The sequence below is a fragment of the Deltaproteobacteria bacterium HGW-Deltaproteobacteria-4 genome (assembly GCA_002841765.1).
GTDB lineage: Bacteria > Desulfobacterota > Desulfuromonadia > Desulfuromonadales > UBA2197 > UBA2197.
Window position 1 is genome coordinate 25,327 of the sequence record PHAV01000018.1, and the last position, 14,321, is coordinate 39,647.

At 58.4% G+C, this 14,321-nt stretch carries 10 protein-coding genes; 5 read left to right on the plus strand and 5 right to left on the minus strand.

Annotated features, from left to right (window positions below):
- Positions 1 to 27: 27 nt before the first annotated feature.
- Both CVU69_11835 and CVU69_11840 read right to left on the minus strand, forming a co-directional pair.
- Positions 28 to 1,134, minus strand: a complete 1,107-nt coding sequence (locus tag CVU69_11835; GenBank protein ID PKN11563.1) for a radical SAM/SPASM domain-containing protein — start codon at positions 1,132 to 1,134, stop codon at positions 28 to 30.
- A gap of 182 nt (positions 1,135 to 1,316) precedes the next feature.
- Positions 1,317 to 3,131, minus strand: a complete 1,815-nt coding sequence (locus tag CVU69_11840) for an oligoendopeptidase F (protein ID PKN11564.1) — start codon at positions 3,129 to 3,131, stop codon at positions 1,317 to 1,319.
- A gap of 131 nt (positions 3,132 to 3,262) precedes the next feature.
- Here CVU69_11840 and CVU69_11845 point away from each other — a divergent pair, with 131 nt between their 5' ends.
- From CVU69_11845 to CVU69_11855, 3 genes are all read left to right on the plus strand, one after another.
- A complete protein-coding gene (locus CVU69_11845) occupies positions 3,263 to 4,249 on the plus strand; it encodes a 4Fe-4S binding protein (GenBank protein PKN11565.1) in 987 nt (328 codons plus the stop codon).
- Positions 4,250 to 4,335: 86 nt separating this feature from the next.
- Positions 4,336 to 6,006, plus strand: coding sequence for an energy-dependent translational throttle protein EttA (locus CVU69_11850; GenBank protein PKN11566.1), 1,671 nt, complete (start codon positions 4,336 to 4,338; stop codon positions 6,004 to 6,006).
- 458 nt (positions 6,007 to 6,464) lie between these two features.
- Positions 6,465 to 7,733: a CCA tRNA nucleotidyltransferase gene (locus CVU69_11855; protein ID PKN11567.1), complete on the plus strand. Its 1,269-nt coding sequence runs from the start codon at positions 6,465 to 6,467 to the stop codon at positions 7,731 to 7,733.
- A 51-nt stretch (positions 7,734 to 7,784) separates the two neighbouring features.
- On the opposite strand, the gene CVU69_11860 is transcribed toward CVU69_11855, so the two are convergent.
- Genes CVU69_11860 through CVU69_11870 form a run of 3 tightly spaced genes read right to left on the minus strand, consistent with a single transcriptional unit; the run spans position 7,785 to position 11,474 of the window.
- Positions 7,785 to 9,680 carry a hypothetical protein gene (locus CVU69_11860; GenBank protein ID PKN11568.1) on the minus strand — a complete coding sequence of 632 codons (1,896 nt, stop codon included), beginning with the start codon at positions 9,678 to 9,680 and terminating at the stop codon, positions 7,785 to 7,787.
- Complete coding sequence (locus CVU69_11865; GenBank protein PKN11569.1) at positions 9,670 to 10,503, minus strand: hypothetical protein; 834 nt, start codon at positions 10,501 to 10,503, stop codon at positions 9,670 to 9,672. The genes CVU69_11860 and CVU69_11865 overlap by 11 nt, the downstream gene beginning before the upstream one ends.
- 32 nt (positions 10,504 to 10,535) lie before the next feature.
- The gene (locus CVU69_11870; GenBank protein PKN11570.1) at positions 10,536 to 11,474 is read right to left on the minus strand and encodes an AAA family ATPase; all 939 of its coding nucleotides are present in this window, start codon (positions 11,472 to 11,474) and stop codon (positions 10,536 to 10,538) included.
- 250 nt (positions 11,475 to 11,724) lie between these two features.
- Here CVU69_11870 and CVU69_11875 point away from each other — a divergent pair, with 250 nt between their 5' ends.
- A complete protein-coding gene (locus CVU69_11875) occupies positions 11,725 to 13,011 on the plus strand; it encodes a GGDEF domain-containing protein (GenBank protein ID PKN11571.1) in 1,287 nt (428 codons plus the stop codon).
- 332 nt (positions 13,012 to 13,343) lie between these two features.
- On the plus strand, positions 13,344 to 14,309 hold the full coding sequence (gene trpS / locus CVU69_11880) for a tryptophan--tRNA ligase (GenBank protein PKN11572.1): 966 nt from the start codon (positions 13,344 to 13,346) through the stop codon (positions 14,307 to 14,309).
- Positions 14,310 to 14,321: the final 12 nt, after the last annotated feature.

The window sequence follows — 14,321 nt, forward strand, 5'->3', positions numbered from 1 at the left end:
GCGCCCAGGGCGTGATGAATCACGCCTCTACGCTTTCGGTGCCAGTTCGGCGGCTTCCTTCTCCAGGCGCTTGCGGGTGCGCAGCGGCGTGTAGTTGCAGAACGGCTCTTCGGCCATGTAGTCGCCGTAAACAGCGTCGGCGCGGGCCCGGCAACCGCCGCAAACGTTGATGAATTCGCACTCGCCGCATTTGCCTTTATACGCCTTGAAGTTGCGCAGGTCGTTGAAGACCTTGCTATTGAACCACAACTCGCGGAAGGGGACCTGCTTGACATTGCCGACCGAGGAATGGAAGTAGGAGCAGGGCTTGAGATTGCCGAAACAGTCGATGAGACAGATGGTCTGGGCAGCGATGCAGCCTTTGCCGCCGCCGGTGGAGAAGGTCAGGGAGCGGCGCTGGAAATCGACCCCTTCGGCCTTGGCCATCTGCGGAACGATGCGGTAATAGTGAGGGGCGCAGGTCGGACGCATGAGGATATCGTCCTCCCCCTTCTCTTGTTGATAATGCCAGGCCAGGATCTCTTCGTAATCCTCCGCCGAGATCAGCTCATTCATGATCTCTTCGCCGCGACCGGTGGGGACGATCATGAACATGTACCAGGCGGTGGCGCCGAGCCCCTTGGCGACCTTGAAGGTGGCGGCGATATCGTGCTGATTACGCTTGGTAAAGGAAGAGTTGACGAGGAATTTGATACCATGTTTTTTGAAGAGCTCGCTGGCACGGACGACGCCGTCGAAGGCGCCGGGGCAGGAACGGAAATCGTCATGGATCGCCGCGGTCGAGCCGTCGAGGGAGAGGGAGACCATCTTGATATCGGCTTCCTTCATCTTCAGGCAGACCTCGTCGGTGACCAGAGTACCGTTGGTCGCCATGCACATCCGCAGCCCCTTGCTGGTGCCGTACCTGGCGATGTCGAAGATGTCGGCGCGCATCAGCGGTTCGCCGCCGGAAAGGACCATGACCGGCTTGCTGACTTCACAGATATCGTCGATCAGCTTGTAGGCTTCTTCGGTATTGAAGTCGCCGGTCGCCGCCGACATGTCTGACGAACAGCGGCAGTGCACACAGCTGAGGTTGCAACGCTGGGTAGTCTCCCAGGCGATCCACTTGGGAATAAACTCTTCACTGCTCATGGTTGTTCCTTCCTGGCCTTGATCGGTTGCGAAACAGGTTATTGAAATCTTTTCCTGCAGATCTTCCAGCTTGTCATCAGGATAACTATCAAAATAAACAATAAATTTTTACATAAAACCACTTACCCAGTCAAGAAAAGGATTAAACATTCGATACTCTGTACGGCGCTTATCTCCAGCAGCTAAAGGCGACTCCCCTCCTTTGCGGCGATCAGCGTCCGTAGCTCCGACAAGAGTTCGCGGACCAGATTATACCCTTCCTGCCAGAAGCCGGGATCGCCCAGGTCAATGCCGAAAGGGCGCAAGGCCTCCACCGGCGATTGACTGCCGCCGGCAGCGAGGAGCGCAAAATATTTCGGGACGAAACTCTCCCCCTCCTGCTGATAACGGCGGTAAAGGGCAAGGGTGACGAGTTCGCCGAAGATATAGGAATAACAGTAAAAGCGCGATTGAATGAAGTGTCCGATGTAGCTCCAGCCCCAGCGATAAGGCTCGATCATCTCCACGCTGTCGCCGAAGAGTTTGCCATTCTCGGTGAGCCACAGGGCACAGAGATCGTCGGCGGAAAGGAGTCCCTCCCCCCGCTTCTGGTGGGCGGCGAGCTCGAAGCGGGTGAGGACGTTCTGCCGCAGAGTGGTGGCGATGATCTCCTCGATCTTGCTGCAAAGGAGGGCGATCTTGAGTTGCGGATCGCTCTCGACGGCAAGGAGATGACGGGTGAGGAGAATTTCGGCAAAGACGCTGGCGGTCTCGGCGAGCGGGAGGGGGGCATTGTAGTTGTAAAGATTCTGCCGGCCGGCAAGGGCAAAGTGGACGCCATGCCCGAGTTCGTGCGCCAGGGTCGAAAGGTCGCGCAGGGTGCCGGTGTAGTTGGTGAGGATATAAGCAGAGATCCCCGGCGCCATACCGTGACAGAAGGCGCCGCCGCTCTTCCCCGCCGCCGGAAAGATATCGATCCGCTGCTCGGCAAAGAAACTTTGTGCGAGTTCCGCCAGCTGCGGTGAAAAGGCCGAGAAGGAAGCGAGGACCGTGGCGCGCGCTTCGGCAAAATCTATGGTGCGCACCGTCGTGCTCAAGGGGGCGTAAAGGTCGGTATTCTTCATCCTCTCCAGGCCGAGGAGCTGACGCTTGAGGACAAAATACTCCTGGCCGAGGCCATAATTCGCTTCGCTGACCGCCATCATCTGCTCGACCATGGCCGGCGCGGTCTCGCTTTCAAGGTGGGTCGGGGTCATCAGCTGTGGGTAACCGCGCAGCTCCGCTTCCTTGCCGTGGTCAAGGAGGATGTTATTGAAGCAGGCGACCAGCACCGTCCCGGCGGCGGCATGCCCATGGAGAAAAGTGCTGAAAGCTCCTTCGCGCACGTTGCCGTCAGGATGGTAAAGGAGGGCGAGAAGCTCTTCGCCGCTCGTTCCGCGGGGAGTTTCTTCGCCGGGGAAGGTGAAGGTAAAGCGCATCTCGCCGGTGATCTCCTCGAAGAGCTGCGCAAAGGCCTCCTTCCCCGAGAGATCCTTGCGTTTGAGCGCCTGTTCGACCGCTTCGCTCAGGGTGTAGGGGGCATGGGCGCGCAACTGTTGCAGATAGTGCTTATACTCCTGAAGTTCCGGCGCGGTCAGGAGAGGAGCAAAGACCTCGTTACTGAGGCGCAGCAGATCGAGTTCGAAGAAGAGAGTCGTCTCCATGACGGCATGCCACGCTTCGCGGGCCCGGGCAAACAGGGCCTTGTGGCAATCGTCGTCACTCTTGGCGCTGAAAAGGAGCTGTGCATAAAAGTATGGCTGCAGCCCTTGCTTTTGCAGTTCTGCATAACGATGCAGCGCCAGAGCCAAAGCCGGTGCACTAATCGTTGTTTCGTCGAGAGTGCCACGCAAATCGGCGGCAAAGGTTTGAGCGGCGCTTAGCGCTGCTTGCAGATCCCTTTCCCAGGCAGGATCGTCCGGCGCAAGGTAAAGAGGAGTCAAGTCCCAGCAGTTTTCGGAGGAAGGGGTCGTCGTCATGATGCACCTCATCGGGATAGAATTGCGCAAGGAAATTACTACCCCGTCTGGTTGCTGTCAATGCCGCCATTGACAGCAACCAGACGGCTCAGCTAGGCTGGCGACACTCTCAGGGTTGAAAGGAAGTTCCCATGCTGCGCCGCCTCCCCCCGCAACTCCCCCGCCACCTCGTGCAAGGCGGATTTATCCTCTTCTTCCTCTGGATCGGCATCCGCTTTTACCTGTGGAAGAGTGCAATCGCCACAACCGGAATGGCCCCCTTTCCCCGCCCGGATGCCGTCGACGGCTTTCTGCCGATCAGCGGCTTGATGAATTTACGCTACTGGCTGCAAAGCGGCGAGCTCTTCCCGGTCCATCCCGCCGCCGCCCTGATCCTCCTCGCCGCCCTTTTGACCGGACTCCTCCTCAAACGCGGCTTCTGTGCGTGGATCTGCCCGGTCTTTTCCCTCGGCGAAGCGCTGTGGCGCCTCGGCCATAAACTCTTCGGCCGCAACTTCATCCCTCCTTTCTGGATCGATCTGCCCCTGCGCAGCCTCAAATATCTCCTCCTCGCCTTCTTCCTCTTTGCCGCTCTCTTTGCCATGCCATTGCCGGCGCTGCAAGCCTTTCTTGCCGCGCCGTACCATCAGATTGTCGATGTGCGCATGCTGCACTTCTTTACCGACCCTTCGGCCATCGTCCTGATCTTTGTCGCGATCACGATCGTCCTCTCGATTTTCGTCAAGCTCCCCTGGTGCCGCTACCTTTGCCCTTATGGCGCCCTCCTCGGCCTCGTCTCTCTGGCCTCGATCGGCAAGATCCGCCGCTCTCCGGAAAAGTGCGTGCGCTGCAATGCCTGCTCGCATCGCTGCCCCGCTTCCCTGCCGGTGATGCTCAAGACGACAATCCGTTCGGCGGAATGTTTTGCCTGTTATCGCTGTGTCGCCGGCTGTCCGGCACCGGGAGCCCTGAGCTTCACCTGGGCGCGGCGCTGGGTCATCCCCCCTTTCCTCTTTGCCGTCCTCCTTTTGACCCTCTTTATCGGCGTCGATCTCTACGGCCGCAGCATCGATCGCTGGCACTCCGGAGTTGCTGATCAACAGGTCAGGCTCCTCCTTCAACCCGTGAAAAGACCGTGATTTTCTTTGACGTATCCAAGGAGGCTGTGTTAAAAAATACGGCTCTTGACGCAACCTAATTTCTTTGCCGGAGGCAAAATAAAACGATGAGTATCGATACCAAGATTATTTACACGATGGTCGGGGTCAACAAATTTTACGACAAAAAGCCGGTCTTCAAGGATATCTACCTCTCCTACTATTACGGCGCCAAGATCGGCGTCCTCGGCCTCAACGGCTCGGGCAAGAGCTCACTACTGCGCATCCTCGCCGGCGTCGATAAGGATTTCACCGGCCAGACCATCCTTTCTCCCGGCTACACCATCGGCTACCTCGAACAGGAGCCCCTCGTCGATTGCTCCAAGACCGTGCGCGAAGTCGTGGAAGAAGGGGTGCAGGAAACGGTCGATCTCCTCAAGGAGTTCGAAGAGATCAACGCTGCCTTTGCCGACCCTGATGCCGACATGGAGAAGCTCTGCGATCGCCAGGCCGTGGTGCAGGAGAAACTCGATCATCTCGATGCCTGGGACCTCGATTCCCGTCTTGAACTGGCGATGGATGCCCTGCGCTGCCCGCCGGGAGATGCGCAGGTCGGGGTCCTTTCCGGCGGGGAAAAACGTCGCGTCGCCCTTTGCCGCCTGCTACTGCAGAAGCCTGATATCCTCCTTTTAGACGAGCCGACCAATCATCTCGATGCTGAGTCAGTCGCCTGGCTTGAACTCCACCTGCAGCAGTATGCCGGCACGGTCATCGCCGTCACCCATGACCGCTACTTCCTTGACAATGTTGCCGGCTGGATCCTCGAACTCGACCGTGGCGCCGGTATCCCCTGGAAAGGGAACTATTCGTCATGGCTGGAACAGAAACAGGATCGCCTGCGCCTGGAAGACAAATCCGAAGGGCAGCGCCAAAAGACCCTGGAGCGGGAACTCGAATGGATCCGCATGAGTCCGAAGGGCCGCCACGCCAAGAGTCAGGCGCGTATCTCCTCCTATGAAAAACTCCTGGGGCAGGAGAGTGAGAAGCAGGAGAAGGAGCTCGAGCTCTTTATCCCCCCCGGCCCCCGTCTCGGCAACATCGTTATCGAAGCCGAGGGGGTGAGCAAAGCGTATGGCGACAAACTCCTCGTCGAGAACATGACCTTCCGTCTCCCCCCCGGCGGCATCGTCGGCGTCATCGGCCCGAACGGCGCCGGCAAATCGACCCTCTTTCGCATGATCGCCGGCCAGGAGCAGCCCGATTCCGGCACCATCCGCATCGGCGAGACCGTCAAGCTCGCTTATCTCGACCAGAGTCGCAATCTCGACCCTCACAAATCGATCTGGGAAGAGATCACCGGCGGTCAGGAGCAGATCGAACTCGGCAAACAGCTGGTCAACTCCCGTGCCTACGTCTCGCGCTTTAACTTCTCCGGCTCCGACCAGCAGAAGAAGGTCGGCCTCCTCTCCGGCGGCATGCGCAACCGTGTCCATCTTGCCAAGATGCTCAAAGAAGGGGCGAATGTCATCCTCCTCGACGAACCGACCAACGATCTCGACGTCAACACCATGCGGGCGCTGGAAGAAGCGCTGGAGAACTTCGGCGGCTGCGCGGTCGTCATCAGCCATGACCGCTGGTTCCTCGACCGCATCGCCACCCACATCCTCGCCTTTGAAGGGAATAGTGTCGTCACCTGGTTTGAAGGGAACTTTTCGGAGTACGAAGAGGACAAGAAGAAACGCCTCGGCGCCGAAGCCGACCGCCCGCATCGCATCAAATATCGGCAGCTAACCCGCTGAGCAGCCAATTCCTCCTCCCCCTCCTTGATCAAGGAGGGGGCTGGGGGGTGGTGTCTGAGACAGCAAATCACAACCAGAAAAGCGCCAGACTCCTGCAAATAAATTCCTCCCCCGCCAATTTTCTCTTCAAACAGCTTATTTTGTCAGATAATTGTAAGAGCCGCCCGCTATCTTCAGCCTCGCTAATGAGCTTTACCCGATGTCCGGAGGAGTACTACGGAGGGTGTGATCTACTTTAATTCTATTGAAGTGGTGAGCTTGGGGGGATGACGATTTGCCAAGCAGGCGGCAACAGCGTTGCATCGAACAGACTCCGGGATTGTTTAAATATTTTCTCTTTTTTTGGCGGACCTTAATGGTCCGCTTTTTTTATGTGCTGCTCGACTCCTGCTACTTTTTTCTTTAATACCGCAGCGTTCTCTGCTAGTCTGCGCCAACCTTACGGAGCCACGCCGATTATGACCAACCTGCCCATTATCCTCCCCCGCGCCGAGCACCACATTTCCCGTAAACAGTTCGACGAAATGACCCTGAAAGTCCTGTACCGTCTGCGCGGTCAGAATTTTAAAGCTTATCTTGTCGGCGGCTGTGTACGCGATCTCCTCCTCAACCGCATCCCCAAAGATTTCGATGTGGCGACTGATGCCACCCCGAGCCAGGTCAAGAAACTCTTCCGCAACTGCTTCCTGGTTGGCCGCCGCTTTCGTCTGGCTCATATCCGTTTTGGCAGCGAAGTCGTCGAGGTCGCCACCTTTCGCCGCCATGCTCACGCCGATGATCTCCCCGAAGATCCTGCTGACCACCATCATTTTCGCGAGAATGTTTTCGGCACCCCGGAGGAAGACGCTTCCCGCCGCGACTTCACCATCAACGCCCTCTTTTACGATATCGATTCCTTTGCCATCATCGATTATGTCGGTGGTCTGCGCGATCTTGCCGAACGCCGCATCCGGATGATCGGCGATCCCCTGATCCGCTACCAGGAAGATCCGGTGCGGATGCTGCGCGCCCTCGAATTTGCCGCCCGCCTCGACTTCACCCTCGATTCCGCCACTTATGACGGTATTCTACAGTGCGCACCACTGGTCGCGACGGCGGCGCCAGCCCGGGTGCGGGAAGAATTGCAGAATCTCTTTCGCTACGGCATCGCCGGAGCGGTGCTGCGCAGTGCCAGCGAGACACAACTTCTGGCACCGCTTTTGGGCGGCTATCAAGCGGATGAAACGACTCTGCGCCTGCTCGACGCCAGCGATCAGCGCACCGCGCAGGGGGAGCCGGCTGCCAGCGAAGGCTTTGCCCTCGCCCTCCTCTTTGCCTCGGCCTTTGTGCAAAAGAGCAGCAAATACCAAACTCTCAGCGAAGCCCTCCCCCTCTCTTCGACCCTCCTCGCCGGCCACTGCGAACATTTCCATATCGCCAGCGGCATTCGCCATCAAGCACGCGAACTCCTTTTGGCCCTCTTCCGTTATCTGCGCGGACCGGGACAACGTGGCGAAAAGCGTTTTCTCGTCCATGCCGCGGCGCAGCCCGGTTTTGAGCTCTTCCGCCTTTATCTCACCGCCAGCGGCGAAGGGGACGAACTGCTCAACCGCTGGCAGCAGCACCTGGAACGGCACCGACAACCGGACGCGAAACTGGCCGACGGCGCAGAACCGCCCAAAGGCCCACGCAAAAGAAAGCGCCGGCGGGGCGGCAAGAAACGCCTTGCAGCACCGGCGACAGAATAGAAAAGACGGGATGCGCCCAGGCGGACATCCCGTCTTTTTTTATTTCAGCCTTCAAAAACGCAACTGTCGCAGCAACTCTCTCAACTCCCGAATCTCCGCAGCACTCGCCTGCCGCCCGGAAAAGACGATGGCATTGTAGCGGGCGACAAAGGTGCGGGCGGCGGGATAACGGGAGCGCGCGGCGAGGGTGTGCAGTCCCAGACTCAAATCGTCCGTGGCGATCTTTTCTTGACGTAATCGCCGCAAGAAACGTTGTAACAAGCGCTCCTCAGGTGAGCGGCGCAACCTCGGAATTATCAGCCAGACCAGACCCATGATTGTCGCCGGAATGAGGATAAAGGAACTACTCTCCTTGAAGATGGTTGCGAAATCCCAACGTCGAGTGGCTTTGCCGGTACGGCGCAGCCAATCTATCTGCTGGCTGAGATCGTAGCTGATAACCGTGCGATTCCAGTAGTAATTGAAAGCGTCAACCCATTGGGAAAGGCCTCGCATGCGTTGCTGCTGGACATTGCCGACACTCTCGGCATTCCGGGCGAAACGGGTCGGATCGAGTCGCTCCCAATAGCCGTCAACCAGGGCCTCGACCCAGAGGTGGGCGCGATCTTCACTCACCAGATAGTAACCGCCAAGCTCACTGTACTCCCCGCCATAATATCCCCCGACCAAACGCGATGGCACCTTCGCCATACGCAGCATCGTTGTGAAAGCGACAGCAAAGTGCTCGCAGTAACCGGACTTCTTTGCAAAGAGGAAGTCGTCGAGCGGAGCCTCGCCGCCCGGAAGAACGGTGAGGCTGTAGTTCAACCCCTGCTGCAGAAAGAAACCTTCGATCGCCGCAATTCGCTGGCGCGCGTCATCCCCCTCCTCGATTAAAGCATCCACGGCACCCCGCAGACGCGGCGTCACCTCGGCCGGTAAAGCCAGATACAGGTCGAGGGAAAAAGGCTTGCCACTGCGAATGCGTCCCCCTTGGCCGGACGTCGCCTGCACCATGCTGCGCTGATTCAAGGGACGGTGCGCACGGAGGAGACTGTCGGGAGTGCGTTCGGCACGCAGGCCGCGCCACTGCACCACCGGATCGAGGCCGGGGAGAAAAGAGTCGCCGGTCGGCTCGATGTAAAGGCGCTGCTCAATACCGTTTTTGCTCTCAGGGAGATTCATCTCGGCGGCAGGGGGAGGACGGCGCACCCAGGCCTTTCCTTCCGGGGTATTAAGGACGATGACCCGCCAATAAAGTTCATTGCGGGGTTGCGGCAACGTTTCGACGCGCAGCACAATCCGCTTGCTTTGCGCCAGGGTCGAAACCGTCCCCGGCTCAACGTGATCGCTGATGCCGCTGATCGCACTCTGTGGCTGGTTGAGAAAGTTCCAGAGGGGGACCTGGGTGCGCGGCAGGATAAAAAAGAGAGGGGGGACAAAGAGGAGGGAGAGGAGCGGCAATCCCAGACCGATGGCAAAGATTGCCCGCAAGGGACGACGGTCGAGCTGCGCCTGCGGATCGGCGTCAGCATAGCAAAGGAGGAAGAGGCCAAAAGCAATCGCCAAAACTTCCAGGATCAAAAAGAGCAAGAAGGCGCTGCTCAGGGAATAAAGGGAGGAAGCGGCCAGGGCAAGGAGCGCGAGGATGAAGATCTGCAGCAGATGGCGGCTGCTCTTTTCGGTGAGCAAACGCAGGGCGAGGAGCAGAGCCAAAAGATTGGTCGCGGGCCCAACAATATCGCCGCGACTGGCGTGCGCTCCGTACCAGACAAAAGCGACAACCATCAGGAGCGTTGCCGGCCGTGCCGACAGGAGAACCGTGCCGCGCTGATCGGCCCAGAGGCCGAGGAGGAAGGCAACCGGCAGGAGGAGGCGCAGCGGCAGATCGAGCCAGGGCCAGAGGGGCGCGGCGCCGACCAGAGCAGCCAGGGCGGCGATCATAAGGAGGAGGCGTCTAATCGGCATCGGCAAGGGCCAGAGCGCGCAGCAGTTTGAGTTTATGATTGCGACCGCTCCCCGGCGCCAGCAGTCCCGACCCCAGCCGCAAACCGACGGGCCGGCCGCTGCGCAGGGTGCGGTCGATCAGCCAGGCGGCCCCGCCCAAGCGTTCTTCCCGGGTGACGCCGGGGAGCTCGGCCGGGACGATGATGACCGGCTCGCTGGCGTCACTCTCCAGCTCCTTGACCTTGAGGGAATCGTGGCGGGCGGAGAGGCGCCAGTGAATGCGCTTGAGCGGTTCACTGCCGGTGTAGTCGAAAATCCCGGCCACGACCCCCTGATTGCCGCGCCGGACGCTGCTTTGTCCGGGACGATGGGCTTCTTTGCCGCTGGCGCTAAGGAGATAAGGCAGGGGGCGCGGCGCCGGAAAGGCGAGGATGTCGCCGTCGAGAGCAAAGGAGTGGCGGCGCACAAAGAAAGCCACGGGAAAGGGGCTGCTGATACGCATCTCCTTGATCCGGTTATGGCCGCGCCGCCCAGGGCAGTAAGGGAGGGTCACACTGCCGCTGCTTTGTGCCGGAAGATAGGGGAGGAGAAGACTTGTGTCATCAAGTTCAACGCGCAGCAGGAAAGCGGGGAGGAAACGTCGCGGGTTGTGGATCCGCAGGGTCAATAACGTTTCACTGCCGGCATAGATTTCATCCGGTGCACTCAGGTCGAGCTGATACCCTTCGATGTTGCGCTTGCCGGCAAAACCGGTACTCGCCATAAAGGCCAGCAGCGCGGCAACGATCAGATAAAGAAGATTGTTGCCGGTATTGACCGCGGCAAAGCCGAGGATCAGCGTCATGCCGATATAAATCCCGCCGGTGCGGGTGAGTTTTAGCGGGGAACCGGAAGAGTGCGGACGAGCGATGACAGCACCTCGCGTTTGTTGATCCCCTCATGTTCGGGGCGCAGGATAAGACGATGGGCGCCGACCGGCAGCAGCATCGCCTGAATATCTTCGGGGATAACATGATCGCGCCCCTGCAGCCAGGCGCAGGCGCGGGCACTCTGGGCAAGAGCAATGGCGCCACGCGGCGAGATCCCGGCGCTGACCATAGCCCCACTGCGGGTGGCAACAGCAATACGGTGAATGTAATCGATGATCTCCGGCGCCAGATGCACCTCCTTCTGTGCCGCCTTGCGACTGGACAGGAGCTCCTCATGCGTAATCAGAGGCTCGATCTGTTTCAGATCATCGCGGATACTGCCGCCTGCGATGATCTGGCGCTCGATCTCGGCGGAGGGATAGCCGATGCCGGTGGTGATGAGGAAGCGGTCGAGCTGTGACTCGGGAAGAGGGAAGGTGCCGACCTGCTCGCCGGGATTCTGGGTAGCAATGACCATAAAGGGTTCGGGGAGCCGGTGCGTCACCCCTTCAACGGTGACACAGCGCTCCTCCATCGCTTCAAGAAGAGCGCTCTGGGTGCGGGGCATGGCACGATTGAGTTCGTCGACCAGAAGGATATTGCAAAAGATCGGACCGGGAATGAAGCGGAAATCATTGGCAGCACGATCGAGGATCGACAGACCGGTAATATCGGAGGGGAGGAGATCACTGGTACACTGCACCCGTCCGAAGAGGAGGCCGGTAGCGCGGGCCAGTGCCAGGGCCAGAGTGGTCTTGCCGAGGCCGGGACGATCTTCCAGAAGGAGGTGGCCGCCGCAAAGGAGGGTGATGATTGCTAACTGTAAAGCTTCATGCTTGCCGGAGAGATGCTCGCGATCAAGGGTGTCAAACAAGCGGAGGATCGCCTCCCGTTCATGTTGCGCCATGTCAACTCCTTTAAGGGGGTATTGCAGGCCATCTTACCCTGTGCTCCCCTTTGGAGGCAAGCAACGCTCCCCAACCCTCCCCTCTTCTACGGAAGATTGAGGCTCCGCAACTTTAAACTGCCCCTAATTCCCCGCCATATCATCCGAAATTGCGTTGACACTGCACTGTGCCGTGTGTATTTTATCCATGTAGCTACCCCTTTGTCCCTCTCTCCCACCAGGAGCAGACCGGCCCCCATGAAGGTCTTTATTGCCCGCCAGAAAAATGAATCCCGTCATGCCGTTCAATGAAAAGCTCAAGACCAAGACCCGCCACAATCACGACAGCCTGCTGCGCCTTCTGGTAACGACTGCAATCATATCGCTAGCCGTTATTATCGTCATAAGCGGTTCCGGCTTTTATCGCGTCTTTTCCGGTTTCGTCATAAAAAGCGCCGAACAGAACTCCATTCACCTGTGTGAGATGATCATCGACCTGCAGAAGGAGTTCATCTTTACTCCATCCGGGGATGACAGCATACAACTGGGGCTCGCGGATCAGGACCTGGCAGAGTTCGACCGCAATCTCCGCCGGACTGTTGCCCACTTCAACATCCTCAAGGTGAAGATCTACGATGTTGAAAAACGCATTGTTTATTGCACCGAGCCATCCCTAATCGGCAAGGTGGACGACACCAACAAGAGACTTGCCAGAGCCCTGTCGGGGGAGGTCGATGCCAAGATAGTCACCAAGGAAAAGGCCTCGGACCTGAAAGGCGAAGCCTTGCTGGACGTTGACGTCGTAGAGACCTATGTCCCCATCGCCAGTCTTGATCATCGCGTGCTCGGCAGTTTCGAAATCTACATGGACGTGACCCCCTATCGCGACCAGATTCGCCAGGGGGCCACAATCACAACTCTGCTCATGGCTTTGGTCATGGCCGGGGTATTCGGTTTTTCCTATCGGCTGATCCGGGGTGGCACCTCCCAGCTCAAGGAAGCCCAGTCACAGCTTGAAACGATTGCCAGAACCGATCCCCTCACCGGTATCGCCAACCGGGGATACCTGCTGCAACGGGCGGAAGAGGAGTTCACCAGGGTTGTCCGTGAAAGGAGTTCTCCGAAGCTCTGCGGTGCATCCCTCAGCTGTATCATGATCGACATCGACCACTTCAAGGAGATCAATGACACCAAAGGCCATCTGGCTGGAGACCTGATTCTCAAAGAGGTCGCAGAGCGTTTCCACTCCAGCTTTCGCCCCTATGACCTTTCCGGAAGGTACGGCGGCGAGGAGTTTGCCGCGTTCATGCCCAATACCACCATTGAGCAGAGCATGACCATTGCCCAGCGGATTCAGGACCGGATGCGCAGCCAGGCCTTCTCGGTGAATGGTGAATCGGTGATAATCACTGTGAGCCTCGGCTTGGCGCGGATCCACGATGCCGACACAAGTCTGACCGACCTGATCAAACGGACCGACGACGCCCTTTACCGGGCCAAGGCAGGCGGCCGTGACCAGATAGCGTGGGATCCGGAGACTGTTCCTCTGGCATCCTGACCCTTCTTCGCCAACTCGTCGTCCAGCGACCAGCTGCCGCCACCAGGATCCGGATGGCACACAAGTACCGACAACAGCAGATTGCAATAAAGTGTCTGCCTTACTGTGAAAAAACCAGAAAGTCGTGTGCGGAAAAACTACATGGACGGTTTGATGCGGGTGGGCAGGGAAATATGCGGGGGACTATTCACACAGGGGGACAACTAGCACGGCTGCATATTGACGCCATTTGCATGAATCTGCTAGGGTAAGCCCAGTAACGGCCGTTCCTGCAGCCTACACGCCCCGACCAAAGGTTCCATTATCCGTTTTTTGTGAGGTACTTAATAAATATGCGCGTCCTTTCCGGCATCCAACCGTCCGGCTCCCTTCATCTCGGCAACTACTTCGGGATGATGAAGAAGATGATCGATCATCAGGAGAATGAAGACCTCTTCTGTTTCATCGCCAACTATCACGCCATGACTTCAGTGAGCGACGGTAAGGCTTTAGCGAAAGGGACGATGGAAGCGGCGGTCAACTTTCTCGCGCTGGGAATGGATCCGGAGAAGAGTACCTTCTGGGTGCAGTCCGACCTCCCCGAGGTGCAGGAGTTGACCTGGATCCTCTCCAACTTCACACCGATGGGACTTCTCGAGCGCTGCCATAGCTTTAAAGACAAAACAACGCGCGGTATTGCCGCCAATCACGGCCTCTTTGCTTATCCGGTCCTAATGGCTGCCGACATCCTCCTCTTTCAGAGCGAAAAGGTGCCGGTCGGCAAGGATCAGAAACAGCACGTCGAAGTCACCCGTGATATCGCCATCAAGATCAACAATGCCTATGGCGACATCTTCACCCTGCCGGAACCTGAGATCGACGAAGATGTAGCGACCGTCCCCGGCACCGACGGCCAGAAGATGAGTAAGAGTTACGGCAATGCCATCGATCTCTTTACCGAAGAGAAAGCTCTGCGCAAACAGGTGATGCGGATCGTCACCGACCCGACCCCGGTCGAAGCGGAAAAAGATCCGGATCAATGCAATGTTTACAAAATCTATCGTCTCTTTCTGACCAAAGCAGAGAACGACGCATTGCGCCGTCGCTACCTTGCCGGCGGACTCGGTTACGGGACCGTCAAAGAAGAGCTCTTCGTCACCATCCGTGACTACTTTGCTCCCTACGCGGCTCGCCGTGCCGAGCTCCTCGCCGACCCGGAAGGGGTGCGGCGCATCCTCGCCGCCGGCGCCGACAAGGCCCGCTCCGTCGCCCGCAAGACCATGTTCAAAGTGCGTAAAAAAGCCGGCTTAACTTATTGAACGGATCTTTCG